This window comes from Nanchangia anserum, from assembly GCF_015240065.1.
Lineage (GTDB): Bacteria > Actinomycetota > Actinomycetes > Actinomycetales > Actinomycetaceae > Nanchangia > Nanchangia anserum.
Genome location: NZ_CP060506.1, coordinates 1,300,524 through 1,325,602 on the forward strand (window position 1 = coordinate 1,300,524; position 25,079 = coordinate 1,325,602).

The 25,079-nt window shown below is 67.9% G+C and carries 24 protein-coding genes and 2 tRNA genes; 6 read left to right on the plus strand and 20 right to left on the minus strand.

Annotation, left to right across the window (positions count from 1 at the left end):
* Positions 1-80: 80 nt before the first annotated feature.
* The 12 genes from hemW to H8R18_RS06115 form a co-directional block, all read right to left on the minus strand.
* Entirely contained in the window at positions 81-1,283 is a 1,203-nt protein-coding gene (gene hemW / locus H8R18_RS06060; RefSeq protein WP_227712773.1) for a radical SAM family heme chaperone HemW, read from the minus strand.
* A complete protein-coding gene (trmB, locus tag H8R18_RS06065) occupies positions 1,280-2,041 on the minus strand; it encodes a tRNA (guanosine(46)-N7)-methyltransferase TrmB (protein WP_420826891.1) in 762 nt (253 codons plus the stop codon). The genes hemW and trmB overlap by 4 nt, the downstream gene beginning before the upstream one ends.
* Complete coding sequence (gene lepA, locus H8R18_RS06070) at positions 2,038-3,888, minus strand: translation elongation factor 4 (RefSeq protein ID WP_227712774.1); 1,851 nt, start codon at positions 3,886-3,888, stop codon at positions 2,038-2,040. Before lepA ends, trmB begins: the two co-directional genes overlap by 4 nt.
* Positions 3,889-3,976: 88 nt before the next feature.
* Positions 3,977-4,381, minus strand: coding sequence for an RNA-binding S4 domain-containing protein (locus H8R18_RS06075; protein ID WP_191071175.1), 405 nt, complete (start codon positions 4,379-4,381; stop codon positions 3,977-3,979).
* A gap of 79 nt (positions 4,382-4,460) precedes the next feature.
* Entirely contained in the window at positions 4,461-4,724 is a 264-nt protein-coding gene (rpsT, locus tag H8R18_RS06080) for a 30S ribosomal protein S20 (RefSeq protein ID WP_191071176.1), read from the minus strand.
* A gap of 181 nt (positions 4,725-4,905) precedes the next feature.
* Complete coding sequence (locus H8R18_RS06085; RefSeq protein WP_191071177.1) at positions 4,906-5,460, minus strand: type II toxin-antitoxin system PemK/MazF family toxin; 555 nt, start codon at positions 5,458-5,460, stop codon at positions 4,906-4,908.
* Positions 5,451-6,455: a DNA polymerase III subunit delta gene (gene holA, locus H8R18_RS06090; protein ID WP_191071178.1), complete on the minus strand. Its 1,005-nt coding sequence runs from the start codon at positions 6,453-6,455 to the stop codon at positions 5,451-5,453. Before holA ends, H8R18_RS06085 begins: the two co-directional genes overlap by 10 nt.
* 25 nt (positions 6,456-6,480) lie before the next feature.
* Positions 6,481-7,971, minus strand: coding sequence for a ComEC/Rec2 family competence protein (locus H8R18_RS06095; RefSeq protein WP_191071179.1), 1,491 nt, complete (start codon positions 7,969-7,971; stop codon positions 6,481-6,483).
* Positions 7,968-8,699 (minus strand): ComEA family DNA-binding protein, encoded by a 732-nt coding sequence (locus H8R18_RS06100; protein WP_191071180.1) that lies wholly within the window; start codon positions 8,697-8,699, stop codon positions 7,968-7,970. Before H8R18_RS06100 ends, H8R18_RS06095 begins: the two co-directional genes overlap by 4 nt.
* 114 nt (positions 8,700-8,813) lie before the next feature.
* Positions 8,814-9,821, minus strand: a complete 1,008-nt coding sequence (locus H8R18_RS06105; protein WP_191071181.1) for an aldose 1-epimerase — start codon at positions 9,819-9,821, stop codon at positions 8,814-8,816.
* Between the two features lie 18 nt (positions 9,822-9,839).
* Positions 9,840-12,746: a leucine--tRNA ligase gene (locus H8R18_RS06110; protein ID WP_191071182.1), complete on the minus strand. Its 2,907-nt coding sequence runs from the start codon at positions 12,744-12,746 to the stop codon at positions 9,840-9,842.
* 110 nt (positions 12,747-12,856) lie between these two features.
* Positions 12,857-13,297, minus strand: coding sequence for a Dps family protein (locus H8R18_RS06115; RefSeq protein ID WP_191071183.1), 441 nt, complete (start codon positions 13,295-13,297; stop codon positions 12,857-12,859).
* Between the two features lie 191 nt (positions 13,298-13,488).
* Here H8R18_RS06115 and H8R18_RS06120 point away from each other — a divergent pair, with 191 nt between their 5' ends.
* Positions 13,489-13,926 carry an HIT family protein gene (locus H8R18_RS06120; RefSeq protein WP_191071184.1) on the plus strand — a complete coding sequence of 146 codons (438 nt, stop codon included), beginning with the start codon at positions 13,489-13,491 and terminating at the stop codon, positions 13,924-13,926.
* Here H8R18_RS06120 and H8R18_RS06125 read toward each other — a convergent pair.
* The gene (locus H8R18_RS06125) at positions 13,923-14,606 is read right to left on the minus strand and encodes a metal-dependent transcriptional regulator (RefSeq protein WP_191071185.1); all 684 of its coding nucleotides are present in this window, start codon (positions 14,604-14,606) and stop codon (positions 13,923-13,925) included. The genes H8R18_RS06120 and H8R18_RS06125 overlap by 4 nt on opposite strands.
* Positions 14,603-15,229 (minus strand): vitamin K epoxide reductase family protein, encoded by a 627-nt coding sequence (locus H8R18_RS06130; RefSeq protein ID WP_191071186.1) that lies wholly within the window; start codon positions 15,227-15,229, stop codon positions 14,603-14,605. Before H8R18_RS06130 ends, H8R18_RS06125 begins: the two co-directional genes overlap by 4 nt.
* A 159-nt stretch (positions 15,230-15,388) precedes the next feature.
* Between H8R18_RS06130 and H8R18_RS06135 the strand changes: the two genes are divergently transcribed.
* Positions 15,389-15,461 (plus strand) — tRNA-Lys (locus H8R18_RS06135).
* Positions 15,462-15,487: 26 nt separating this feature from the next.
* Positions 15,488-15,560: transfer RNA gene (locus H8R18_RS06140), tRNA-Lys, on the plus strand.
* Between the two features lie 115 nt (positions 15,561-15,675).
* On the opposite strand, the gene H8R18_RS06145 is transcribed toward H8R18_RS06140, so the two are convergent.
* The 3 genes from H8R18_RS06145 to H8R18_RS06155 form a co-directional block, all read right to left on the minus strand.
* The gene (locus tag H8R18_RS06145; protein WP_191071187.1) at positions 15,676-16,557 is read right to left on the minus strand and encodes a hypothetical protein; all 882 of its coding nucleotides are present in this window, start codon (positions 16,555-16,557) and stop codon (positions 15,676-15,678) included.
* Between the two features lie 340 nt (positions 16,558-16,897).
* The gene (locus tag H8R18_RS06150; RefSeq protein ID WP_191071188.1) at positions 16,898-17,572 is read right to left on the minus strand and encodes a GNAT family N-acetyltransferase; all 675 of its coding nucleotides are present in this window, start codon (positions 17,570-17,572) and stop codon (positions 16,898-16,900) included.
* Entirely contained in the window at positions 17,569-18,777 is a 1,209-nt protein-coding gene (locus H8R18_RS06155) for a molybdopterin molybdotransferase MoeA (RefSeq protein WP_191071189.1), read from the minus strand. The genes H8R18_RS06150 and H8R18_RS06155 overlap by 4 nt, the downstream gene beginning before the upstream one ends.
* A gap of 90 nt (positions 18,778-18,867) precedes the next feature.
* Between H8R18_RS06155 and H8R18_RS06160 the strand changes: the two genes are divergently transcribed.
* The 3 genes from H8R18_RS06160 to mscL all read left to right on the plus strand — a co-directional run bounded on the left by H8R18_RS06160 (position 18,868) and on the right by mscL (position 20,629).
* Positions 18,868-19,479 carry a 5-formyltetrahydrofolate cyclo-ligase gene (locus tag H8R18_RS06160; RefSeq protein ID WP_191071190.1) on the plus strand — a complete coding sequence of 204 codons (612 nt, stop codon included), beginning with the start codon at positions 18,868-18,870 and terminating at the stop codon, positions 19,477-19,479.
* 69 nt (positions 19,480-19,548) lie between these two features.
* Complete coding sequence (locus tag H8R18_RS06165) at positions 19,549-20,202, plus strand: SAF domain-containing protein (RefSeq protein ID WP_191071191.1); 654 nt, start codon at positions 19,549-19,551, stop codon at positions 20,200-20,202.
* Positions 20,195-20,629, plus strand: a complete 435-nt coding sequence (gene mscL, locus H8R18_RS06170) for a large conductance mechanosensitive channel protein MscL (protein ID WP_223875097.1) — start codon at positions 20,195-20,197, stop codon at positions 20,627-20,629. The genes H8R18_RS06165 and mscL overlap by 8 nt, the downstream gene beginning before the upstream one ends.
* A gap of 28 nt (positions 20,630-20,657) precedes the next feature.
* On the opposite strand, the gene H8R18_RS06175 is transcribed toward mscL, so the two are convergent.
* From H8R18_RS06175 to H8R18_RS09275, 3 genes are read right to left on the minus strand one after another with little or no spacing between them, the layout of a single operon-like run.
* Entirely contained in the window at positions 20,658-20,855 is a 198-nt protein-coding gene (locus H8R18_RS06175; RefSeq protein WP_191071192.1) for a toxin, read from the minus strand.
* Complete coding sequence (locus H8R18_RS09790; protein WP_338089215.1) at positions 20,848-23,421, minus strand: hypothetical protein; 2,574 nt, start codon at positions 23,419-23,421, stop codon at positions 20,848-20,850. The genes H8R18_RS06175 and H8R18_RS09790 overlap by 8 nt, the downstream gene beginning before the upstream one ends.
* Positions 23,418-25,073: a hypothetical protein gene (locus H8R18_RS09275; RefSeq protein ID WP_227712775.1), complete on the minus strand. Its 1,656-nt coding sequence runs from the start codon at positions 25,071-25,073 to the stop codon at positions 23,418-23,420. Before H8R18_RS09275 ends, H8R18_RS09790 begins: the two co-directional genes overlap by 4 nt.
* Between the last annotated feature and the right edge of the window lie 6 nt (positions 25,074-25,079).

Below are 25,079 nucleotides of genomic sequence, written 5' to 3' on the forward strand. Positions count from 1 at the left end.
TCTTGAACTTTTCCAGTTAAGGATAACGCGAGAGCCGCGCTCGTGTGAACCCGTTGACACAAAATCGCTACGCGGCACCGTCAGCCGAAAGCCAGCCGACGCGTCACCTCGTCGGCGAGGAGGCGCCCCTTCAGGGTGAGAACGACGCGGTCGTCGTCGCACACCTCGCTCATCGACACGGCCACTCCCCCGCGCCGCAGGCTCACGTATCCCGCGCTGACAAGGTCTCTGAGGTGGTCCCCGCCGCTGCTGGCGCCCGCATCAGCCCACGCCAGTCCCGAGCTCAAGCGGATGCCCAGCATGAGGTGTTCGAGGCGACGGGCCTCGGCATCGGGGGTTTCCTCCCCGGCCCGGGGACTCTCCCCCGCACGCAGGCGCGCTGCATACGCGCGCGGGTGCTTGACGTTCCACCAGCGCCGCCCGCCCACGAAGGAATGCGCGCCGGGTCCGCATCCCCACCACTCGCCCTCGCGCCAATAGGCGAGGTTGTGGCGCGAAACGTGCCTGAGGTCGCACGCATCCGTGAGATCGGCCTCGTCCTCATCGGGGCGCGCCCAGTTCGAGATCTCGTACCATCGATACCCGGCCTCGCCCAGCAGCCCGTCGGCCAGGCGATACTTCATCGCCTCGTCGTCATCGTCGGGCGCGGGCAGGACGCCGGTGCGCACGAGGCGCCCCATCTTCGTCCCCTCTTCGACGACGAGGCCGTAGGCCGAAATGTGGTCGGGCACCAACCCGATGACGGCGCGCAGCGACGCCTCCCAATCGGCCAGCGATTCCCCCGGCGTGCCGTAGATGAGGTCGAGCGAGACGTCCATACCCGCCTCGCGCACGGCGGCCACGGCGGCGGGAATCGACTCGGGTCGGTGCGTGCGCTCCAGCGTGCGCAATACGTGGGAGACCGCCGACTGCATGCCCATCGACACCCGGGTCACCCCGGCGCGCGCCCACCGCCGCGCCGCCTCGGGCGTGACGGTGTCGGGGTTGGCTTCCATCGACACTTCCGCGCCCGCCCGCACGCCGACGCGGCGACGCACGCTGTCGAGGATGCGCTCGAGCTCGTCCGCCGGCAGCAGCGAGGGCGTGCCCCCGCCGAGGTAGACGGTGTCGGCGACGCGGGTGAGGCCGCTCGCTGTCGCCTGGGCGAGCTCGCGCTCGATGCTCGCCGCGTACGTGTCCGGCTCGGCGCCCTCGCCAAATCCCACCGTGTACGTATTGAAGTCGCAGTAGCCGCACCGCACCGTGCAAAACGGCACGTGCACGTAAACGCCGAACGTGCTCACGGCACCCGCTGACCGCACACGTCGCGCACGACGCGCCCCGCCTCGACGCCGCGGCGTTCAAAATTCGTCAGCACGCGCCCGTCCCAGCGCGGCGCGAATCCCCCGCGCTCGCCCTCGGGATCGGCCGGATCCGGGTTCATCCCCGCATAGGGATTGGTGAAAAACGGCGAGTCCTCGACGACCGTGCGCATCTGAAAGGCGTAGTCGGCCCAGTCGGTCGCCAGCCGCCACAGTCCGCCCGGGCGCAGGATCCGCCCGACCTCGGCGGCGAAGGCGGGTTGGACGAGGCGACGCTTATGGTGACGGGACTTGCGCCACGGGTCAGGGAAAAACACCCACAGCTCGTCAAGGCAGTGGTCATCGAAAATGATCGGAATGGCGTGTTGGGCGTCGGCCTCGATGATGCGCAGATTGGTGAGGCCGGCCTTGTGCGCCTTGGCCACCGTCTTCGCGACGCCTGGGTGGTAGACCTCGAACGCCACGTAATCGCGTTCGGGGTGGGCCGCGGCGGCCCCGACGATCTGGTCGCCGTTTCCCGAACCGATCTCGCAGCGCACCACCGACTCGCGCCCGAACACCTGGCGCCAGTTCAGCCTCGGGGCGTCCTCGGCCACCATCGTCTCGCCACTACCGCGGGGGATGTCGATGACGTAGTCACCCGCGTGGGCATCCCACGTCTGCTGCAGGGACGGCGAGAGATGGCGCGCCCGGGAGACGAACGACTTCGTGCGCGCCATGAACGGCTGGGCCTCGTTCACTTCTTCTTCCCCTCCGGCGTATCCGACGTCAGCGCCGCGACGAAGGCTTCCTGCGGCACCTCGACCGAGCCGATGGCCTTCATCCGCTTCTTGCCCTCTTTCTGCTTCTCCAGCAGCTTGCGCTTGCGCGTGATGTCGCCGCCGTAGCACTTGGCGAGCATGTCCTTGCGCAGCGCCTTAATCGTCTGGCGGGCGATGACGCGCGAGCCGATGGCCGCCTGCACGGGAATCTCGAACTGCTGGCGGGGAATGAGCTCCTTCAGGCGCTTGCACATGCGCACCCCGTAGGCGTAGGCGGCGTCCTTGTGGACGATCGCCGAGAACGCGTCGATTTGGTCGCCGTTGAGCAGAATGTCGACCTTGACCAGGTCGGCGGCCTGGTCCCCGGACTCGTGGTAGTCGAGCGAGGCGTACCCGCGCGTGCGCGACTTCAAGTGATCGAAGAAGTCGAAGACGATCTCGGCCAGGGGCAGGGTGTAGCGCATCTCGACGCGTTCGGGCGAGAGGTAGTCCATGCCGTTCATGCGGCCACGCCGCGACTGACACAGCTCCATGACCGCACCGACGTAATCGGAGGGAGTCAGTACCGTCGCCGCCACGACGGGTTCGCGGATCTCGGCGATCTTGCCGTCGGGGAATTCCGAGGGGTTCGTCACCGAGACGATCTCGCCGTCCTCGCGACGCACCTCGTAGACGACCGACGGAGCCGTCGCGATGATCGAGAGCCCGAATTCGCGGTCGAGACGCTCCTTCGTGATCTCCAGGTGCAACAGGCCGAGGAAGCCGCAGCGGAAACCAAATCCCAGGGCGACCGAGGTCTCGGGTTCGTACGTGATCGCCGCGTCGTTGAGGCGCAGCTTGTCCAGCGCCTCGCGCAGATCGGGGAAGTCGGCACCGTCGATGGGATAGATGCCCGAGAACACCATCGGCTGCGGGTCCTCGTATCCCGCGACCTCCTCCTCGGCCGGCGCGTCCGCGCGCGTGACCGTGTCGCCGACGCGCGAGGCCCGCACGTCCTTCACCCCGGTGATGAGGTAGCCGACCTCGCCGACTCCCAGGCCCTGCGAGGGTGTCGGTTCGGGGCTGATGACACCAATCTCTTGCAACTCGTGACGCGCCTTCGTCGACATCATCTCGATGTCGCGGCGCGGCTCCAGCTTGCCGTCGACGACGCGAACGTAGGTGACGACGCCGCGATAGGTGTCGTAGACCGAGTCGAAGATCATCGCGCGCGCCGGGGCATTCGGATCACCGGCGGGAGCCGGGACCTCGGCGACGATGCGGTCGAGCAGCTCCTCAACCCCCTCGCCGGTCTTTGCCGAGGTCAGCAGGCACTCGGACGGGTCAATGCCGAGCAGGCCGGCGAGTTCATCGGCGCAGCGCTCGGGTTGGGCCGCGGGCAGGTCGATCTTGTTGAGCACGGGGATGATGGCGAGGTCGTTTTCCATCGCCATGTACAGGTTCGCCAACGTCTGGGCCTCGATCCCCTGCGAGGAATCGACGAGCAGCAGCGCACCCTCGCACGCGGCGAGAGAACGAGAGACCTCGTAGGAAAAGTCGACGTGGCCGGGGGTGTCGATCATGTTGAGGGCGTAAGCGCGCCCGTCAACGGTCCACGGCATGCGCACGGCCTGGGACTTGATCGTGATACCGCGTTCGCGCTCAATGTCGAGGCGGTCCAGGTACTGGGCGCGCATCTGCCGTTCCGAGACGATGCCCGTGCGTTGAAGCATGCGGTCGGCCAACGTCGACTTGCCGTGATCGATGTGGGCGATGATGCAAAAGTTACGGATCACCGCGGGGTCGGTCGCCGCCGGGATCGTAAGTCCTGGAGTCTGCTCACTCACTGAGTATGTCCCTTTCATTACACGCGCCCTCAGTGTCTCACATGCCCCGCCACCCTCAGCGTCGCGGCGGTGTCAGGCAACGGCCGCGCTAGGAATCGCGGCGCCCAGAATTGGGGTTGCGTCCCATGAGGCGGTCGAGTTCCCTGCGTTCCTTCTTCGTCGGACGTCCCGCGCCCTTGTCGCGCACGATCGGTGCCGGCACGGCGATGCGCGGAAGCCTCGGCGGCGTGTGGTCAACGTAGGCCTCGCGGGCGAGCGGAGCGCTGACGCGCTTGTCGAGGAGCTTCGTCACCTCGAGGTCACGGTCGAACCCGCCGATGCGCACCCGCACTCGGTCGCCCACCCGCACCGGCGCCGCGGCTTTGACGACCTGGGAATTGATCGCGACGTGACCGGCGCGACACGCGCTCGTCGCTGCCGATCGCGTCTTGTAGCAGCGAACAGCCCACACCCACCGGTCGATGCGCACCGATGCGCGCTCTGACTCGCTCATATGTCTCCCTGCGCACGCGTTCCCGAATGAACACAACCGCCCCGGAAACCCGAGGCGGTTGTGAGTGACGCGGAAACGCCTAGTCCATCTTGTTCACCTGGTGGGCCAGCTTCGACTTGCGATTGGCCGCCTGGTTGCGGTGAATGATGCCCTTCGACACCGCCTTGTCGAGCTTGCGGCTGACAACGCGCAGAGCATCTTCAGCCAGCTGCTTGTCGCCACCCTCAATGGCTTCACGCGTCTTGCGGACGAACGTGCGCAGCTCGGACTTGACCGAACGGTTGCGCTGACGGCGCTTCTCGTTGGTCTTGATGCGCTTCTTCTGAGACTTAATGTTTGCCACTAGTCAACTCTCTGTGCGTAACTAACTTGGTCGGTAGAGGGGATCGCTACAACCGGGACTAGGGCGTGGGGCACCCCGTGGTAGGCCGTAACTGGGTGCGCCAGACCCGACCGGCCAACACACCCGCGACCACACTAGCAGGTGAGGCACGGCCTCATCGAGGCGGCTACCGTGAGACTGCTTACGCGTCGTGGATCTCGTGCAGGCGCCGCACGACGGAGTCGAACATGGTGCGATCCAGGCTCGCCCCCTCGCGACGAATGGCGGAGGGATCGACGATGAGCAGGCGGTCGAGCCGGACCTCGGAGGGGCGGCGCTGGCGGTCCCATTCCCCCGTGCCGATATCCATCCACACGCGCCCCGCGCGGTCACGCTCGGGCGCACCGCGGTGAACGTGATCCTTCGACGTCATCTGGGCGACGATGAGCTGCCGGTTGTAGCGAGCAAGCACCAGGACCGGACGATCCTTGCCCTGCGAGGGGTCCTCCTCGTAGGGAACCCACGCCCAACACACCTCGCCGGGATCGGCGTCACCGTCGCGCTCAGGCGCGTAGGTGAAGGGCGGCAGCCCGCGGGAGGTATCGAGCACGCGCGTTCGCGGCTGCGACGAAGCCGGCCGCGATGCCGGTCGCTTCCGCTGCTCGCGCGTCGCGTCGCGCAGAGCACGCTGCGCCTGTGACGACAGCGCCCGCAGCAATCGCGTGCCGATTCTTTTGACAGTGGGATCTAGCGCCATGCGGGTCCTCTCCGTCCGTGGGCCTGGACGACGCGGCGCACCGTCCGTTCGAGCGCGAACGCAGGATCGCGCGACGCCCCTTTGGTATCTTCGTCACCCGCCGCGACCGCGGTGATCGCCCGGGCGAGTCCCTCTTCGCTCCAGCCGCGAACCTGTTCGCGTGCCTTGCGCAGCTGAGTCGGCGACATCCCCAGCGCACGTGCATCGCTGGCGGGCGCGGCCCCGGCGACTTTCGCCAGCGTGCGTAGCCGGATAGCGAGGGCGGCGATGATGAGCTGAGGCGCCGCGCCCGTTTGCACGGCGTGACGCGTCAACGTCAGCGCCTCCGCTGCGCGCCCGGTCACCGCCGCGTCGGCGACCTCAAACCCCGTCGCCTCGACGCGTCCCCCGTGGTAGCGGCGAACATCCTCGATGCCGATCGTGCCCTCAGTATCGGCGAGCAGCTGGTTGAGCGCCGCCGCCATCGACGACACGTCCGATCCCAGGGCATCGACGAGCGCGCTCGCTGCCTCGGGGGCGAGCCGGCGCCGCGCGCGTTTGGCATCGGCCATGAGCAGGGCGATCTTGTCGCGCGGCCACTTCACTTCCGGGCACGCAACCTGGGCGACGCGCGCGGCGGACAACGCGTCGAGCACGCGCTTGCCCCGCTGCCCGCCATTGTGGCGAAGAACCACCCACACGTCGGGGACCGGGTCAGGAATGTAGTCGAGGAGGTCGGCGAGCAAATGATCGTTCATGCTCTCCAGCTGGGCAATCTCGATGAGACGCCGCTCGCCGAACAGCGACGGAGATGCGTACACCGACAGCTGCCCGGCCGCATACGATGCGGCATCGATCCGGGTGATCTCGACCGCCGGATCCTCTTCGCGCGCCTGGGCACGCAACGCCGCCACGGCCCGATCCGCCAGCAGGTCCTCGCTGCTGCGAATGAGGACGATAGGCGCCAGGCGTGCCTGGTCCCACGGGACGCCGGGGAGCGCGGTCTTTCTCGCCATGGCTCAAGACTGCCACTAACCGCCCTCACTTTTCACCTGCGCGCCACTGCCCGCGAAGCAAACGCCAGCGCCGCACGGTGAGGCGCACCTGCGCCACGGGGTCGGTCTGCCACCACAGGTAACCGCCGCACACGCACGCCCCGAGCGCGAGCAACGCCCCGGCTGCGCCGCTCGCCCACGGCAGGTCGATGCTCACGTGCGTGGCGACCCACGCGATCGGACGCAGCGGCCACTGGGCGCACCACGCCAGGCAGCGCCCCGCCTGCGGCCACCACGGTGCGAACGCGACGACGCCGAGGCCGGCGAGCATCACCGGGGCAACGAACGGCGCGGCGACGACGTTGGCCACGACCGCCAGCAGCGGCAGCTGCGGACGCAACAGCACGAGCAACGGTGTGCACGCGAGTTGCGCGCACGCGGGCACGGCGAGCGCCTGCGCGAGAGCCGGGCCCAGGCCGTGATCGACGAGCCAGGAGCTCACCGCTCGCGATGCGAGCAGAATCGATGCCGTCGCGACGACCGAGAGGGCGAAGCCGATGTCGGTGGCCAGACGCGGGCAACAGCCGAGGATGACGAGGGTCGCGGCCGCGAGCGCGGGCACACCCGCGTGGGGCCGTTTGAGGACTAGGCCGCCCAGTGACAGCACTGTCATGGCGGTCGCGCGAATCACCGAGCCGGTGGGGGCGACGAGTCCGATATAACCGCCGATGAGGAGGGCAGCCGCGAGGGCGCGCGAACGTCGAGGTAGCGGCGCGGTGAGGGCAAGCGCGAGGCCGGCGACGTGGGCGAGGTGGAGACCGGAGACGGCAGTCAGGTGGGACAGACTGGCCCGCGCCATCGCCGCGTTGAGGCCGGCGTCGATGCGATCGGTCATTCCCAGGGTCATCCCCAGTCCGAGACCGCGTTCGGGTTGGCGAGTCGCGCCCCACGCCTCGATTGCGGCCGCGTGGATATCACCTCGCCATCTCGCACCCGTGGGAGTGGCGAGGACCCGTGGGGCCGAGAGCGCTCGCCCAGTCGCCTGCCCGCGACGTACCTCAGTGAGCCGCGCTGCGACGCGGATGCGCTGCCCCATCGTCAGGGTGCCGGCGGGAGTGCGGGTGAACAGGCGCACGCGAACCCGAGTCGGGTGGGTGCCCCAGTCGGTAACGGTGGCAGTGTCAGCGTCGAGAGTCACCATGTAGGAGCCGCCGGAGACCTCGCGCCAGGGCTGGACCACCGTGCCCGTCAGCGTCGCCGTCACGGACGAGGTCTCACGTGCCAGCGCCCGGGCCAGCGGATCGACATGTTCCCTGTGAAGCTGTGCGCTGCCGATGCAGATGCCCACGGCGAATGCGCCGAGGGCGAGGACCACGAGCCACCGACTGCTTCCCGCGCGGCGGATGGCACCGATGCCGCCCGCGGTGACGACGCCGGCGAGGGCGAGCCATGCAGGTGCTCTGGCTAGGCCGGCAAGCGTGCCCAGCCACATCGCCGCGGCGGCGGGCACGAGCCGGGCGTCGACGATGCGGCTCACACGCACACCTTGTCGCGCAACCGGTCGAGAGTCTTCGTCCCGATGCCGCTGACCTGGGTCAGGTCATCAACGCTGGTGAATCTGCCGTTTTCCTCGCGATGGTCGATGATGCGCTGCGCCAGGGCGGGGCCGATCCCCGGTAGCGTCTCCAAGGCGGCGAGATCGGCCGTGTTGAGATTGACCGCCCCGCCCTCGCCCGCGCTGGCCGCTCCCGCCGGGGCGCCTGGTTGATCGGGCGCCAGTGGTTCCTCCCCGATCCCAGCGACCCGCAGCTGCTCGCCGTCGGTGAGCGGGCGCGCGAGGTTGATCTGGGACAGATCCGCGCTCTCGGTCGGCCCGCCCGCGCTCGCCACAGCGTCGGCGACACGCGCCCCGTCGGGCAGCTTGACGAGGCCGGGCGTGCGTACGTGCCCGACGACGTGAACGACGAGGACGTCCGTGGCAGCCCCCGGAGTGCCAGCAGGCGTGGATACGCTGGCAGGGCTTGGGGAGCGTGCCACTGTCGGGGCAGTCCTCGGCGAGGAGACCGGGGTTGTCGAATGGGCCAGTCCCGCGGCGATGGCAACGACGACGAGGGCCGCGAGGAGGACGGCGACCGACCACGGCGCAGGCGTCCAGCGCCACCGCTGCGACTCAGCGTCGCCGCCGGGCGTACTCGCTCGCCGGTCCTCCCACCCCTGCCGAATGAATCGACCCAGCCGGGCCGCTCGCGATCGATGCGCACTCATGCGCCCGACAATAGGGACCCGCGCCCCCGGACCGATCAGCGCTCCGGTTCGTCCCGGCTGGCGGGGAAATTCTTGGGTGATGGGGACAGCGCTCGCCCGCCTCCCGCGGTGGGGCTAGCTCGCCGTCTCGCTGAAGACGAGTCCGGCCCGCAGCGTCCGAACGGCTCCGGGTGCCAGGCCGATGACGTCGGCGCATTCGTCACGATTGAACGCGTCGGTCATCATCAGGCACGGCTCGACGGCCACGGATTCGCCGGCGCGCTCGGGGACAACCTCGCCGGTGAAGACGTGAAACACACCGACCCCGCGCCCGAGCTGCTCGGGCGCGAACTCGACGAGGACTCGTGAGCCGTCGCCGTGGGTGACCTCGGCGCGCGCCCACCCGTCGCCGTCGCGATGCAGGTCGGTGAACGCGTGATCGAGTCCGGCAGGAGCCGCCAGGATGATATCGCCGCCGATGATCGAGGCCCTGGTCTCTGTGTCGCACACGCGCCCGTCCGCTCCAATCGCGTCGCGGGCAGAGACGAACGCCGCATCGGCGGGCAGGGGGACGTTGGCGGCGTCGTTGCGCACGATCGTCGCCGCGGGCACGCGGATGCTGCCGAGCTCCTTGGGGCCGAGATGACGCAGGTAGGGGTGCCATCCCAGCGTCACGGGTGCCTCCTCGTGGCCGGTATTGGCCACGCGCATCTCCATATCGAGGCGGTGGGCACCGACACCGACAAGCCGGTACTCAACGTGGACCTGGAGGCTCCACGGGTACTCCCCCGCCGCAATCTGGCTAGCCAGAACGACCCGGTCCTCCTCGGCAACGAGTTCGACAAAGTCGTTGCCGCACACGAGACCGTGGAGGGCTTCGCGCACACCGGCCTCGTCGGGCCCGAGATCGACGTCGCGGCCCCCGAAGCCGAATCGCGCATCGCGGATTCGGTTCGACCACGGGGCGAGCACGGCGTTGCGATATCCGTGCAGCTCCGCGTGCTCGGTCGAGTCGCGATATCCGTCAAGGAGTTCGCACTCGCCGTCGTCGCGCGCGACAACCCACGACAGCGCGACGGCACCGGATGCCGATATGACCGCGCGATCGTCTCCGGATCGCAGCTCCCATGTTTTCGCCGCCATGAGGACCTCCTCGTCCGCTTACTTCTCCTTCGGCACCACGACGTTCACCAGCTTAGGCGCCCGCACGATGGTCTTCAGCGGATCGCGACCGTCCAGCGCGCGCACAACCGGCGGGGCAGCCAGGGCCTGGGCCTGCAGCTCCTCGGCGTCGATCGAGGGCGAAACCTCGATGCGGTACTTGACCTTGCCGTTGATCTGGACGACACACGTGACGGTGTCGTCCTCCAACAGGGTCGGGTCGACGACCTCGGGGAACGGGGTGTGCACGAGCGTGCCCTCGTGTCCCAGGCGCGCCCACAGCTCCTCGGCGATGTGAGGGGCGATGGGGGCGACCATGAGGATGAGCGGCTCGATCGCCGCGCGCGGCACCTTCGGCAGCGACACGAGGTGATTGTTCAAGACAATCATCTTCGCGATGGCCGTGTTGATGCGCAGGTTGTTGTATTCCTCGGTGACGTCGGCAATCGTGCGGGCAACGAGCTTCGCCGTCTCGCGCGAGGGCGCGTCATCGACGACCGTGACCTCGCCCGTCGCCTCGTCGATGACGTTGCGCCACAGCCGCTGGCAGAAGCGATACGAGCCGACGACGGCGCGCGTCTCCCACGGCCGCGACATGTCGAGGGGACCCATCGACATCTCGTAGAGGCGGAACGTGTCGGCCCCGTAGGTCGCGCACATGTCGTCGGGGGTGACGATGTTCTTCAGCGACTTGCCCATCTTGCCGTACTGACGCTCGACGGGTTGGCCCTGCCACGTGAACCCGTCGGTCTCGTCGCCCTCGACCTCGTCGGCGGGAACGTACTGGCCGCGCGAATCGACGTAGGCGTAGGCCTCGATCATTCCCTGGTTAAACAGGTGGTGGAACGGTTCCTTCGCCGAGACGATACCGAGGTCGTAGAGGACCTTCTGCCAGAACCGGGCATAGAGCAGGTGGAGGACCGCGTGCTCGACGCCACCGACGTACAGGTCGGCGCCGCCGCCGGGCTTGCCCTCGCGCGGCCCCATCCAGTAGCGCTCGGTCTCGTCGGCGACCAGCCGGGCATCGTCGGCGGGATCGAGGTAGCGGATCTCGTAGTAGCACGAACCCGCCCAGTTCGGCATGGTGTTCGTGTCGCGATAATAGGTTTGCAGGCCCTCGCCCAGGTCGAGCTCGACCCTCACCCAGTCCTCGGCGCGCGTGAGCGGCGAGGCCGGCTGCGAGTGCGCATCATCGGGATCGAACGTGCGCGGCGTGAAATCGTCGAGCTCGGGCAGCTCAATGGGCAGCATCGACTCGGGCAGCGCGTGAACGCGCCCGTCTTCGCCGTGGACGACGGGGAACGGCTCGCCCCAGAAGCGCTGGCGCGAGAACAGCCAATCGCGCAGACGATAGGTCGTCGTCGCCTCGCCCAGCCCGCGCTGTTCGAGCCACGTTGTCATCGCGGCGATCGCGTCGGTCTTGCCCAGGCCGTTCAGCGAAATCTCGTCGTTCGCCGAGTTCTCGATGACGCCATCGCCGGTCCACGCGGTCTCGCCGTCCCACTCGTCACCGGGCGAGATCGTCGTGATGATGTCGAGGTCAAAGCGCTTGGCAAATGCCCAGTCGCGGTCGTCATGAGCGGGCACCGCCATGATCGCGCCGGTGCCGTATCCCATGAGGACGTAGTCGGCGACGAAAATCGGCGTCGGACGGCCGTTGACCGGATTCGTCGCGTAGATGCCGGTGAAGACGCCGGTCTTCTCGGTGCTGTCCTCGCTGCGTTCCTTCTCGGTCTTCGCTCGCGCCTGGGCGCGGTAGGCATCGACGGCCTCGGCCGGGGACGCGTATCCGCCGGTCCACGCCTCACGCGTTCCCTCCGGCCACGCCGCGGGCACACGCAGGTCGGTACCGGCCGCGTCGGGGGCACCCACCAGCGGGTGTTCGGGCGCAATGACCATGAACGTCGCGCCGAACAGGGTGTCGGGTCGGGTCGTGTAGACCTCAAGGTCGCTCGCCTCGCGACCATCGCCGGCGGGAACGCCGAAACGCACGGTCGCGCCGTGGGACTTGCCGATCCAGTTGCGTTGCATCGTGCGGACCTTGTCGGGCCAATCGACGAGGTCGAGGTCTTCGGCCAGGCGGTCGGCATAGGCCGTCATCCGCATCATCCACTGGCGCAGCTTGGTCTTGAACACGGGGTAGTTTCCGCGTTCGGAACGCCCCTCGTTGGTCACCTCTTCGTCAGCGAGGACCGTGCCCAGACCCGGGCACCAGTTGACGGGTGCCTCGCTGACGTAGGCCAGACGGTACCCGTCGAGGATGCGGGCGCGCTCGCGCTCGTCGAGATCGGCCCAGGCGCGGCCGTCGGGCGTGGGGCGCGTGCCCCGGGCGAACTCCTCGACGAGCTCACTGATGGGACGAGCCGTCCCGGTCGAACCGTCGGCGTGTGGAGCCTCGGGGTCGTACCACGAGTTGAAAATCTGTAGGAAGATCCACTGCGTCCACTTGACGTAGTCGGGATCGGTCGTCGCGAACGAGCGACGCAGGTCGTGAGAGAGACCCAGGCGAGCCAGCTGAGACTTGATGTTCGCGATGTTGTCGCGCGTCGTGATGGCCGGATGCTGGCCGGTTTGAACGGCGTACTGCTCGGCCGGCAGGCCAAACGCGTCGAACCCCATCGTGTACAGGACGTTCTTACCCTGCATGCGGTTGTAGCGGGCGACGACGTCGGTCGCGATGTAGCCGAGCGGGTGGCCGACGTGCAGTCCCTTGCCCGAGGGATAGGGGAACATGTCAAGGAGGAAGAACGGCGGGTGCTCGGCCAGGGGGCCGGCAAGGGTGCCGGTTGGATTGTCCGCATGGAAGGACCCCTCATCGCTCCATCGAGCCTGCCACGCCTGCTCGATGCGCCCGGCCAGTTCGGCCGTGTAGCGATGCGCCGTCTGGTCGATTGCGCCCTCGGTCATGCGACATTCCCCTCGTGTGTGATGCTCCTGTCGGCCAGCCTCACATTAGCGCACATACACCTCGGGGCAGGAACCGGTCCGCCCGGCCCTGCCCCGATCGTGCGTGTGGCTTACTTGCCCTGAGCGCGCAGCATCCACGCCTGCTTCTCGAGGTTGCGGCAGATGCCGATGAGGAGGTCGCCGGTCAACGGATCGGCCTCGTCAACGGCGTCAAGGGTGGCCTTGATCGTCTCGGAGACGCTCAGGAGGTCGGCCTCCATCTGCTGGTAGACCTTGTCGGTCGACAGGATGCCTTCGGCCACGGGCTGAAGCGTCGTCGTCTTCGCGACCGTCTCGGCGCGCCCGTCGGGGGCCGTGCCGATCGTGATGAGGCGCTCAGCGGCCTCGTCACCGTCGAGGCGGACCTGGTCAATGATCTCGTCGAGGTGGAGGTGGAGCGAACGGAAGTTATCGCCCTGAATGTTCCAGTGCATCTGCTTGCCGCGCAGGGACAGCTCGATGAGGTCGACGACCGCCTGCTGCAGAGCCTGTTCCACGGTGACCTTAGCCATGTCTATTCCTTTCTCACGCGTCTCGGTTTCCCGACTGATGCCCTCAACACTACTCCTTTTCTGGAATAAATCAAGTTTTCTGAGTGACTCCAGATTATTGAGGTCGCCCTCGCCCATCGGTTCTCACCCTTCGTTTACCCAGGCACACCTACGACGCCTCCCCGACGGGGCCGGCACCTTAGAGTGGAGCCATGGAGACGGTTTTTACCCAGATCATCAACGGCAGCATTCCTGGCACCTTCGTGTGGGCTGACGAGACCTGCGTGGCATTCGCGACCATCGAACCCGTGCAGCCAGGCCACCTCCTCCTCGTTCCGCGCGAGCCGGTGGAATCCTACTGGCAGGCTCCGCCCGAGACGGTCGCCCACATGGCCCGCGTTGCCCAGATCATTTCGCGCGCGCAGCTGGAGGCGTGCGGCGGTGCTCGCGTCGGCCAGATCGTCGCCGGCTTCGACGTCCCCCACCTGCACATCCACCTCATCCCGTTGCGCGACCAGTCGCAGCTGCGCCTCGACGGCGCTACGCCCGGCGATCCGGAGGACATCGCCGAGGCGTGCGAGCGGATCCGCGCCGCGCTGCGCGCCGCCGGCGAGACCGACCACGTCTGCGAGGCGGCACCCGGTGCCTAGGCGCGCACCCACACCGCCTGGGCGGCCTGCGGTGCCAGCTCGAGACTGTCCACACCCCCGTCGCCCACCTCGACGACGATGGTCCCGGCATACTCGCGCTCCTCGGCGATGCACACAGTGATGCCCGGGCGGACGCCGTGCTCCTCGAAGAACCTCAACAGCGCGGGCTCGTGATCGGAGATCCGCAATACGACGGACGAGCGCCCCTGCCCCAGCTTGGTCAGGTCGACATACGCCGGGTAATCAACCGCACCACCAGCCGAGGGAATGGGATCGCCGTGGGGATCGGTGGCCGGATGGCCGAGTTCGGCATCCATGCGCTCGATGAGGCGATCACTCACCGCATGCTCGAGCGCTTCAGCCTCCTCATGCACCTCGTCCCAGTCGTAGCCCAACCGCGCATGCAGGTAGGTTTCGACGACACGGTGGCGGCGAATCATGACGAGTGCGCGTTCCTGCCCAGCCGCGGTCAACTCGACACCACGGTAGGGGGTGTGCTCGACCAGGCCGGCGTCGGCGAGGCGCCGCACGGTCTCCGACGCCGTCGACGCCGTCACCCCCACGCGGGCAGCCAACCCCGTCACCGATATCGGCTTGCCGCCCCACTCCGTCGCCGAATAGATGTGCTTGACGTAGTCCTGGGTGACGGCCGAGTCCCACGCGCGCGCCGACGCGCTCACAGCACCAACGCCACCTTGTCGGCCAGACCGACGGCGACCGTCGCGATGATCGCCGCGTAGACGACGATGACGATGAGCCACCGCGCCTGCAACAGAATCCGCCGCATTCCCTCGGGCGAACCGGCTCGGCGGGTGCGCGCCAGATGCGACCACACGATGCAGGTCAGGGGGATCGTCACCACCCACACGACGAGGCAATACGGGCACAGCGAGCGGAAGGTGGTCACTGACAGGTAGAGGAACCACACGATCCACACGCACCCGGCCAGGCATCCAAGCCCGATGAGCCCCCACAGCAGCCGCGGAACGCGCCGCCCGCAGGCGAGCACGATGGCGATGCCGAGGAACAGGGCGAATCCGATCGTCCCCACCAGCGCGTTGGGCACCCCGAAGAGGTGCCCCTCCGGAGCCTGCAACGAGGACGAGCATCCGATCAGCGGATTGACGTCACACGCGAGGCTCGCGTCCGGGTGGGAGGCATAAAAGACGCCGGTGCGCAGCAGCAGCGCCGAGGCGATCGTCCCGATGAGGGACAAGGCGACGAGGCCGAGCGCACTAGCGCGGCGAATCCCGCCAGCTAGCTCCCGCTCGCTCGGTGCTAGGGGGTCAACGTGGGTCGTCATACGGCTCCTCCGCGCGCTGATGTGACAGATCGATCCTCACTTTAGCGGCCGTCGCGAGCACGCGCCCGCCACGGCCCCGCCTGTGACTTCCAGCGCACTAGGGCCGAGCGATTTGCCGCACCGCGGGCGATGCCACTACAGTGAGTGTGCGTTCGCAAGGCGCCACTAGCTCAACTGGCAGAGCAACTGACTCTTAATCAGTGGGTTCGGGGTTCGAGTCCCCGGTGGCGTACGACGATCTTCGATCGTTGCTTGTTTGCGCCACTAGCTCAACTGGCAGAGCAACTGACTCTTAATCAGTGGGTTCGGGGTTCGAGTCCCCGGTGGCGTACAGGTACCGCCCCTCCGTGTGAGGGGCGGTTTTTCTATCCATCTTCGCTGCGCGCACACATACGACGCGGGCGACCCCGGCCGGGGTCGCCCGCATGACGTTCCTATGTGGATTCTCAGTCCCCGACGCAGCGACGCGTGATGATGTCGTCGACGCTGAACTGGACTCGCCCACCAGCCGCGACTTCAGCGGACGTCATCGGCACGCCCTCGGGCGTGACCGGACGCGTGGGCCTAAACGGGATCCGGGCGGCGACCTCGCTGCGCTGCTGGCGCAGCAGTTCCTTCGTGTCGATGTCAGAGGACTGGATCATCGGGCGCATCGGGGTCATCACGCGTGGCAGAGGCATGGGAGTCAGCGGCTTCGAGAAGGGATCGGTGACTGACTCGCTCGCCTTCGCGCGCGGCACAGAAACAGCGACGGACTCGTCGTCGCTCGCGGCGTCGACGTGAGCAACCTTCGCCCGCGGCGCCGGCCCAGCCGTCGCGGCGACCTCGCGGTTGTCCTCGGCGTCGCGGCTCGGAGCGTCCTGGTTCATCGGCGTCAGCTGGATGACCTGACCCTCGCCAGCCGCTGATACCGCCTCAGCGTCATCGGCGCGGCGGCCCTTCAACGCTCCCCTGGCGGAGTCCAGAGCCGCGTGGCCAAGGTCGCGCGAGGCCCGCGAGTCACGCTGGGCACGCTCACCCGTGCGCGCCTCGTGACGCAGGCGCTCAATGCGCGCCTCCATGATGGCGTCGTTATCTCGGCCGACCTTTGTCGCTCGCGCGCCGAGCACGAGGGTGGCGACGAGCGCGGCGAGCGGGACTGCGACCCAGCCCCACGCGAGGACGCTCGTCGCGGCCAACACGGCCAGCACCGCGGCGGCGACCGTCAGCGCCACCGCCAGCGCGAGGCGCCGCTTCGCGGCTGCCGCTCGCCGAGTAATCGAGGCGGCGTAACGAGCGCGCTCGTCAGCCAACGCCGCCAGGCGTCCCTGCTGTGTTCCTTGACCCATCGTTCGTCCTTTTCGCCCCTGGTGGATCACCCCACCGCCCGTCGCGTGAACTCCTCGGTGCATCAGGCCGGATGTATCCAGCACGTGCTCGCGACCGGGAACCCGGCTCGCCGCCCGAACCTCGCTTTGCCGAAGTTTCTCGATGAGAAAACAGGGAAAAACCACGACAGCGCCCAACAGGCCACATGCAGCAACAACGAGGCCCAGAAAGTTCACGTCACCCAGGCTAAGCGACGCAAGAACACGTACGCGCGAGGAGAATCGGTGTGTTGTCTTTTACCACACTTACTCACCGCATGAGAAAGTCACAGAAGCCACATACGCCCCGCATTCCTCATGCTTATCGCCCACGCGTCAGTGCGTGCACAAAACCGCCCTCGGGAATATCTTCGGCCGTGAGGGCAAAAGAGACGTGGTCTGCCCAGTGCGACCCGATGTGAATGTAGCGTCGACGCACGCCCTCGTGGCGCATTCCCAGCTTGCGCGCCAGCCCCAACGAGGGGGCATTCGACGGACAGATATTGATTTCGACACGATGCAAACCGAGATCGACAAATGCGACGTCCAACGCCATCGATAAGGCGAGCGTCATGATGCCACGACGGGCAACAGACTCACTCACCCAATACCCAATCGCCCCCGAGTGGCACGCGCCGCGAACGATATCGAAAATTGTGATCTGGCCGATCTGTTCATCATCGACGCACACGGCAAGCGGCAGCAACAACTGCCGCCGCACGAGGCCGCGCGCATAGCGCGCGTATTCGCTCATGCTCGGCACCGTCGTGGGATAGCCGGGCGCGACGGTCGCATCCCACGGCGCCAGCCAGCGGCGGTTATCGAGACGCACCCGCTCGACGGTGGCGAAGTCCTCGCCGCGCATCTCACGAATGCTGACGGTGCTGATCGTGTCCGCGCCAGAGCGGATGAGGCCGCGCCCAACGACGTTCTCTTCACGCGCCTCGAGGGGAGGATGGGTGGTCTGCCACCACCAGTCGCCGATGCGCGTGCTCAATCGAGGACCATGCAGTAGAACTCGTCGCCGGCGTTGACGTGAGTGACGTCTTCGGGGACCACCGCGAGCGCGTTCGCGCGCGCGAGCGCGGACAGGAGGAGTCGATCGTGGTCGCCGGTGAGAACGGCGTCGTAGCCGGCGTCGGGGGTTCCCGTGACGCGGACGCGAACGAATTCGCGTCGCCCGGCCGGCGATTCCCATCCGCGGTCGACCTTCGCCATGATGGCGGGGCGGTAGTAGTCGGTCCAGCCCGCCATCTTGCGCAGGGCGGGTCGAACGAAGATCTCGTAGCCGATCTGAGCCGCGACGGGATCGCCGGGGAGGCAGAAGATGGGCACGCCCTCGACGGTGCCGATGCCGAATTGCTTGCCCGGGGTCATGGCGACGTTGTCGAAGCGAACGGTGCCCAGCGGCGAGAGGACCTCCTTGACGGTGTCCCCCGCCCCGTAGGACAGCCCACCGGTGGTGACGAGAACGTCGGCGCGCACGAGCTGATCGTGGAGGACGCGGCGCAGCGTGTCGTGTTCGTCGGGGACAGCCGCGACGCGGAACGTCTGGGCGCCGGCGTCGGCGACGGCGCAGGCGAGCGCGTGGCCGTTGGCGTCGAAGACGGTGCCGATCCCGCCGGCTTGGCCGGGTTCGACGAGTTCGTCGCCGATGGAGACGACGACGACGCGGGGCTTGGGGTGCACGCGCACGCGCAGGCGACCGACTCCGGCGAGGAGGGCGACCTGGCGCGCATCGATGCGCATGCCCGAGGTGAGAATTTCCGTGCCCTGGCTGACGTCTTGGCCGCGGCGCAGGATGTTCGAGCCGACGGGGACCTCGCCGTGAATGGAGACGCGGCGCATGTCCTGGTCGGTCGTTTCCAGGGCGACGACGGTGTCGGCTCCGGCCGGGATGGGTGCGCCCGAGGCGATCCGCATTGCGGCTCCGGGGATCAGGGAGGCCGGGGAGGTGTCGCCTGCGCGCAGCTCGCCGAGTACCTCGAGAGTGGCGGCCTCCGTGGGACGGGCGCCAACGATGTCGTGGGAGCGCACCGCGTAGCCGTCGCACGTCGCCTGGTCGACGACAGGGCGATCGAAGGGGGCGACGACATCTTCGGCCAGCACGCAGCCGACGGTGTCGGGCAGAAGCACGTCGAGGGGCGCGAGCGGCGCGACCTGTTCCAGACAGAGATTGAGATGTTCGGCAACCGTGCGCATATGGTCTCCTTCCGCAGCCTGGCACCCACGTCAACCGGCCTCAGGATACCCGACACATCGGCGCCAGCGAGCGCGTGGGACACTGGCCCCATGTCGTCGTCACCTTCCGATGTTGCGGCAGCGAAGGCCGCGCGTCGTCGCGCGGTGCGCGCGCGCAGGGCAGCGGCCGATCTGACGCCTGCTGAATATGCGCACTCCGACACCGCTGTTGCCTCCCACGTGTGCTCCCTCGCAGACCAGCTGGCGGCGAGAAGGATCGCGACCTACCTGTCGTACGGGACCGAGATGCCCACGGGCGCGCTCAACCGTGCCCTCGCCCCGCTACGGCCGTGGGTTCCGCGCCCGGGTTGCTCGGGCGCTATCGCCTGGTGTCGGCCTCCACTGCCCTGGTGGTCCGCTCCCGTGGGGTGCGATGAGCGCGCTGTGGCGCGTGTGGGCCCGGAGCTGCCGCGGGCAAGCGAGGCTGAGGTCGCCGCAATTGACCTGTGCATCCTGCCGGCGCTGGCCGTCGATCGACGCGGGGTCCGGCTCGGTCAGGGAGGCGGCTGGTACGACCGCGCGCTGATGGCCATGCCCCAGGCGTTCGTCGTCGCACTCGTGTGGGGCAATGACGTCGTCGATGCGCTCCCCTGTGAGGCCTTCGATCGTCGCGTCGACGCGTGGATCACGCCGGAAGGTTTGGCTGTCCCCACGCCGCGATAACCCCGTAGATGGTCGGCATGCTCGCACCGACACACCTCCCCCTCCGGCCGCGGCGGCGATCCTGACGGCATGGATGTGCGTTATCTGTTGTGGCGGGTCCGCTTCGTCATTGCCGGAGTGTGTATCGCCGCGGCGGTGAGCGCCCTTGTCCACGCCGCCGCTCCCCACTACATCACCGTTGAGGTTGCCCGCACGAGTCGCGATATTGGCGTCGGGGATGTCATCGAGGCGTCGATGATCGAAACAACGCGTGTGCCCCGCGCCGCCGTTCCCGATCGCGCCCTCACCGCACAGCGTGCACGTGGGCGCGTCGCGTTGGCGTCGCTGCCGAAGGGAACGGTGCTCAGCGCCGGACTCACCCGCGGCCCAGATGCCCTCGATGCCGACCCGCACGGCCGCGTCGCGCTCACGATTGGGCTCAACGAACTGTCGGTGCCGCTGGCACGCCCGGGCGCGCGCGTATCCCTCTACGCTCCACCCGATGACGAGCACGCGCAGGCCCGTCTCCTCGCCGCCGACGTACGAATTCTGGCTGTTCGTGAGGGGGAATCCTCGATGCTGCGCGACGCCGAGGCCCAGGCGGATATTGCCGTTGCCCCGGAGGTTGCTACGGTGGTCCTCGCTCATGCCAGCGCCTCACCTCTGCTCATTGCTAGCGCACCCGCGCTGCACGCGGAGGAATCGACGCTGGCGACCACGACACCTAAGGAGAACAATGGCTGAGAAGAAAACCGGCATCATCGGTGGATTCCGTGAATTCATCACCCGAGGCAACGCCGTCGACATGGCGGTCGGCATCGTCATCGGTGCGGCCTTCACAACCGTCATCAAAACCATCGTCGACAAATTCATTAACCCGCTCATCGCCGGTATCGTCGGCCAACCGAATTTCGATCACGTCCTGCAATTCCACGTCGGTGCAGCTACTGTCCAGCCGGGCGCGATCATCACGGCTGTTGTTAACTTCCTCCTCGTTGCGGCAGCCATCTACTTCCTCATCGTCGTGCCGATGAATAAGCTCAACGCGCTGAGCGTTCTCGCCGCCAAGCGCAAGGCTGACGAAGATGCCGCGGCCGAGGAAAAGACCGTCGACCCCCAGACCGCGCTGCTCCAAGACATCCGCGATCTGCTCGCCTCACGCAACGTATAAGGCCCGCGAGACCGCCACGCGCGAACGCTCAGTAGTGGGGCGGCACGTCGTCGAGGAGGCGTCGGTCGTTCGGACCCGACGCCGACGCTTCCTCGGGGCGTTCGCGCACGTCGGCGGGTTCTTCCCACGAGGGACATGTGCCCGCCGCTAACGCCGCCCGGTCGCGCTCGGAGATATAAACCGCGGCCCGGTGGCGGCGAAGAGGAGCCGGCGTATCCTCAGCCACGACGCACGACGTTTCTCAAGATCGCATCGATCTGGCTGCCACGCCGGGTCAGCCCCAGCTCTGCCGCCAGCTCGGCAACCTCCTCGCTCTCGTCACGCTCAACACCGTCGCCGCGAATCCACGCCAACAGGTCGTCGAGCTGGTCGTCCGAATAGGCCGCCAGCGGCAGCCCGCGGGCAATGTGCGGGCGACCCGGGCGCGGGGCATCTGCCACGGTTTGGTCGAGACCGAATTCGCTGTCGCTGATGTGCTCGGGCACCTCGGGAACGGGCGTGACCGGACGGGTACGACGCTCGACGATGTCGAGGACTTTCTCGAGGATGCGCTGGGCCTCGCCCTGGGGGTCCATGAACACCGCGGTCGAAAAGACCATATGGGTGACCCAGCCGTACTCACGCAGTCGGTCAGCCCAGTGGCGATCGCGTCGACGCATCGAGCGCTCGCTGACATAGGCGTCGTTGTCCGTCATGACGGCGACGAGCAGCTCGTCGGGCAGGTCGGGGTGACCGATGGCGAGTGGAATTCGCAAACCGCCCTCGGGGCCGACATTGGGAACGACGGTCAACCCCAGCGAATAGAGCCGTTCGGCGAGGTCAACGAGCAATCGGTCGGGCGCGGCATCTTCCTCGTCGAGGGTCTCGGCGATCTGTAGCAGCGAGGGATCCTTCGGGTGATGTTTCGCTCGCTCGAGGAGATCGTGGAGCAACCGTGTTCCTTCGGTGGGAACGCGGCGCAGTTCGACTTCGTCGGGGTCGAGCGCGGTCACGATCGTCAGCTCGCCGCGGGTGCTCAGCAGCGCGTCGACGAGATGGGCAGCCCCGTTCTCCCCGGCAAGATCTCCGAAATCGTGGACGACCCGCCCGTGCGGCGTCTTGCCATACCCTGTCGACACGATGATCCGGTCACGGGTAATCCCCGAGCATCGCCGCAGCGATGTGACGAGGAAGGGCTCGTCCCCGTCGGTGCGGAAGAAGCTGTCGATCGCCGGGGAGTCGGCGACGGCCGAGAGCACGGCTTCGCTCAACCGCTGTGCGTGACGATCGTTGCAGGCAATGACCGCTAAGGTGTCTTCAGGTCGTTCGAGCGCATGGGCAATGACGTGGTCGACGACCTTCGCCACTTCGGCTGCGGTCGACTCCACGGCATTGACGCCGGGAGCGGGCATGCCCCGCCCATCCACGAGGACGTAATCGATGCTGGCGGGCTGGGACGGCTGCGCGATCGGCACGATGTCCGAGCCGTAGCCATGTTCGGCGAGGAACGACGCGACGACGCCGTTGATGCGGGCCGAGGCAACCGGCAGCGACAGTCGCGGCAGCAATTCGGCGGCGAGCGCCGGCAATCCGTCGCCGCCGCGACGGGAATCCCCGACGACGACGACGACCTGACTGGCGCGCCCCAACGGGACCGCGAGCTCACCGAGTGGTGCGCCCTCCACCCCGTCGAAGACGACGAGATCGACGCGCGTGGCGGCTCCGGCCAGCTGCGAGGCGAGCGCTGGCGGGACGATCTGCAACGGCACGAGGGCGCGACCCAGCGAAGACGCCCCGATGGCGCGCAACAGCCCGGCCACAGAACCCGATTCGATGGCCTGGCGCAGCTGCTGGGCTTCGTCGGCACGTCGGGCAAGACGCTGAGCCGACTGCTCACGGAAGATACGCAGGCTCTGCGTCGCCAAAGATTCGACGTGGGCGCGGTCGAGTTCGCGCAGAGAGGTGACGAGCGATTCCAGTCGGGCACCGTCGAAACCCTCGAGCCGCGAATCCGAGTGGAGGATTTGCGACAGCGCCGATGCCCACCAGGCGAGGTCGAGCTCGGCGACGGCGTTTTCGCGAGGAACTCCGCGGGAACGCAGGTCCTCGATGAGACCGTCGAGGCCGAGGGCATGGATATCGTGGATCGTCTCAACGCGCTCGGGCAACACTTTAATGGCGTCATCGTCGGCCGCAAGCGCCCCCAGTTCCCGGCCGATGCGGGCAAAGTCCCACTCGACGAGGCCGTCGTAGGCGGGGCCGAGCAGTTTGTCGAGCGTGAGCAGGTCCTCGCGCAGGCGCCGAGCGTTCTCGCTCATCTCGTCGAGGCCCTCGGGCATGACCGGGTAGCCGCCGCCGGGCGAGTACTGCCGCCAGATCTGGCGCTGTTCTTGAATGCGGATGAGTTCGGCGTGGAGGTCGTCCACCGTGCGGCCCGGCCGCACGTAGTCACGCGCCTGCTTGATGAGCCGGCGCCGCTGGCCGGCCTTCATGTGGATCGAGTGGTCCTCGCGCCAGCGCTTCGTGGCCGTCGCGATGACCATGTCGGCGGCTGAGGCCTCGAAGATTTCGGGGACAAAGACGTCGAGCGACGCGCGAACTCCCTCGAGCATACGCAGCTGATCGTCCCACTCGGCGAGCGTGTTAGCCCTCGTCAGCCCGGTTTCGCGCGTGGCCTGCTCGATATCGGAGCGCACTTTCGGCAGCACACCGCTCGACGTTTCACGAACGCTGGTCAGCGCCGGCTCGACGTCGCTCGGCGAGGACAACACGACGCGATGCCACGCGTTCTTTGTGCCCGTCTCTCGAATCATGCCGAGCCGGTCGGCGGCCTGGATGAGTTCGCGCGCCCGCGCCGCGCCGTCCTCGGCAATGCGCGTGAGCGTCTCGACGTCAAAGCGCACGCGGGTGCGTGGCCCGGCCGGACCGGACGTGAGGTCGGTGAGGACCTGCAGGCAGTCGTACGCCGACACGCCCCACGGCGCCATGCGCACGTGGAGGCGATCGATATAGCCACCGAGGTCATCTCGCACGCCGGTGAGCTCGGCACGCATGGCCACGACGTCGCCGTCGGGGTCGTCGATTTCGCCACGCGAGAGGGCGTTGAGCGCGCGACGCGCGACGCGGCGCTGCCAATCCGGGGCGGTGAAGTCGGCGACCATCTCGGACAGCCCCCCCGCTCGGCCTCGGCGACGAGGGCCCGGGCGTGGCGGGAGGTACCGGCCACGTAGGTGACGGAACGGCCGGCGCGAATCTGATCGGCGAGCAACGCCAGCACCGTCGGTGCAGACGAGGTGCCCGCAGGCGTGGCGAGGAAGATGTGTCCTCCCGCCGCCACCGCGTCCAGCACGTCGTGTTGCAGCGGATCGAGGTCGCCGACGCCGTGTTCCACCCGCGGGTCGCGGTCGGTCGACTGTGCGGGGGCCAACTCGGTGCGGATCGCCTCGGCGGCCCCGTCGATGCCGGCCATCGCCGAGAGCAGCGGGGATTCGACGAGCTCGGGAGCCGCGTCATCGAGGGCCGAAATCGCGTCGTGGACGGGATGCTGATACTGCCCAATCGTCAACGAGTCGTAGAGATCGAAGGAGACGAGGCAGCGCTGCCCGACCTGACGCAGCTGTGCCAGCGCGCGCGTCGTCGTAAAACCGTGAGCACCCGTCGTCGCCGACAGCACGGCGTCGAGGTCCTCCCCGGCACCACGCTTCTTCAGGGCGTGCTCGAGTGGCGCCCACAGGGCAACGGTGGGTTCGCGGCGAATGAGGACGTCGCCGTCGTCCTCCCCCGCGAGCTTCACCGGGCACAGCAACGCCGGTCCGGAAACGCGCGTGGGCATGGGCTGAGTTCCTGGCGCCATCGTGCTCGCGGCACCGGTGCGCAGGTTATCGACGTGTGACCCCTCGGTCCACGAGGCCGTCCCGATCGCCAGGTAGACGGGACCGATGCCGTGGGCCTCGACCATGTGAGCTTGGGAGGCCAGAACCTCGCGGGCCCGCAGCTGGGCATGTGCCAGCGCGCCTTCTTCGCGCACGAGGACGGACAGGCGCGTGGGGCGCCCCGCGTACAGCTGGGCGACGCCGGTGGGGTGAGCAGCGGACAGCTCGATGTACGTCCGCGATGGCCCGTCGTCGGCAAGCCGCTCGAGGTCGGCCCGCCAGGTCTCCAGCAGTGCCGCGACCTGCTCGTGGGCCGGATCGCTCGGCCCATCCGCCGCCGGCGGTTGCGCGTGTGTCTGCTCCACCGAAGCCGACGTCGCATCCGTGTCCGACGACGACTCGGCCTCCGCGTCTGCGTCGCGGGACGGCTCGGGCACCGGAGTGCCGGCTACCGGTGTGGGAGGAACACTCTCGCCGTCGCTACCGGCCACCTCGGGCATCTCCTCGACCGAGGATGTCGACGCCGTCGAGCTTTCGGTGTCGTCTGCTGTCTCGCGCTGCCAGGGCAGGCGGATTCTCTTGAGAGTGCTCACGCTCCC

What these genes read in the sequence shown, in the direction of transcription:
- H8R18_RS06075 (WP_191071175.1), bottom strand. Translation starts at nt 4,381, where the DNA reads ATGAGCGAGTCAGAGCGCGCATCGGTGCGCATCGACCGGTGGGTGTGG.
- H8R18_RS06085 (WP_191071177.1), bottom strand. Translation starts at nt 5,460, where the DNA reads ATGGCGCTAGATCCCACTGTCAAAAGAATCGGCACGCGATTGCTGCGG.
- holA (WP_191071178.1), bottom strand. Translation starts at nt 6,455, where the DNA reads ATGGCGAGAAAGACCGCGCTCCCCGGCGTCCCGTGGGACCAGGCACGC.
- H8R18_RS06100 (WP_191071180.1), bottom strand. Translation starts at nt 8,699, where the DNA reads ATGAGTGCGCATCGATCGCGAGCGGCCCGGCTGGGTCGATTCATTCGG.
- H8R18_RS06105 (WP_191071181.1), bottom strand. Translation starts at nt 9,821, where the DNA reads ATGGCGGCGAAAACATGGGAGCTGCGATCCGGAGACGATCGCGCGGTC.
- H8R18_RS06110 (WP_191071182.1), bottom strand. Translation starts at nt 12,746, where the DNA reads ATGACCGAGGGCGCAATCGACCAGACGGCGCATCGCTACACGGCCGAA.
- H8R18_RS06115 (WP_191071183.1), bottom strand. Translation starts at nt 13,297, where the DNA reads ATGGCTAAGGTCACCGTGGAACAGGCTCTGCAGCAGGCGGTCGTCGAC.
- H8R18_RS06120 (WP_191071184.1), top strand. Translation starts at nt 13,489, where the DNA reads ATGGAGACGGTTTTTACCCAGATCATCAACGGCAGCATTCCTGGCACC.
- H8R18_RS06130 (WP_191071186.1), bottom strand. Translation starts at nt 15,229, where the DNA reads ATGACGACCCACGTTGACCCCCTAGCACCGAGCGAGCGGGAGCTAGCT.
- H8R18_RS06145 (WP_191071187.1), bottom strand. Translation starts at nt 16,557, where the DNA reads ATGGGTCAAGGAACACAGCAGGGACGCCTGGCGGCGTTGGCTGACGAG.
- H8R18_RS06155 (WP_191071189.1), bottom strand. Translation starts at nt 18,777, where the DNA reads ATGCGCACGGTTGCCGAACATCTCAATCTCTGTCTGGAACAGGTCGCG.
- H8R18_RS06160 (WP_191071190.1), top strand. Translation starts at nt 18,868, where the DNA reads ATGTCGTCGTCACCTTCCGATGTTGCGGCAGCGAAGGCCGCGCGTCGT.
- H8R18_RS06165 (WP_191071191.1), top strand. Translation starts at nt 19,549, where the DNA reads ATGGATGTGCGTTATCTGTTGTGGCGGGTCCGCTTCGTCATTGCCGGA.
- mscL (WP_223875097.1), top strand. Translation starts at nt 20,195, where the DNA reads ATGGCTGAGAAGAAAACCGGCATCATCGGTGGATTCCGTGAATTCATC.
- H8R18_RS09790 (WP_338089215.1), bottom strand. Translation starts at nt 23,421, where the DNA reads ATGATTCGAGAGACGGGCACAAAGAACGCGTGGCATCGCGTCGTGTTG.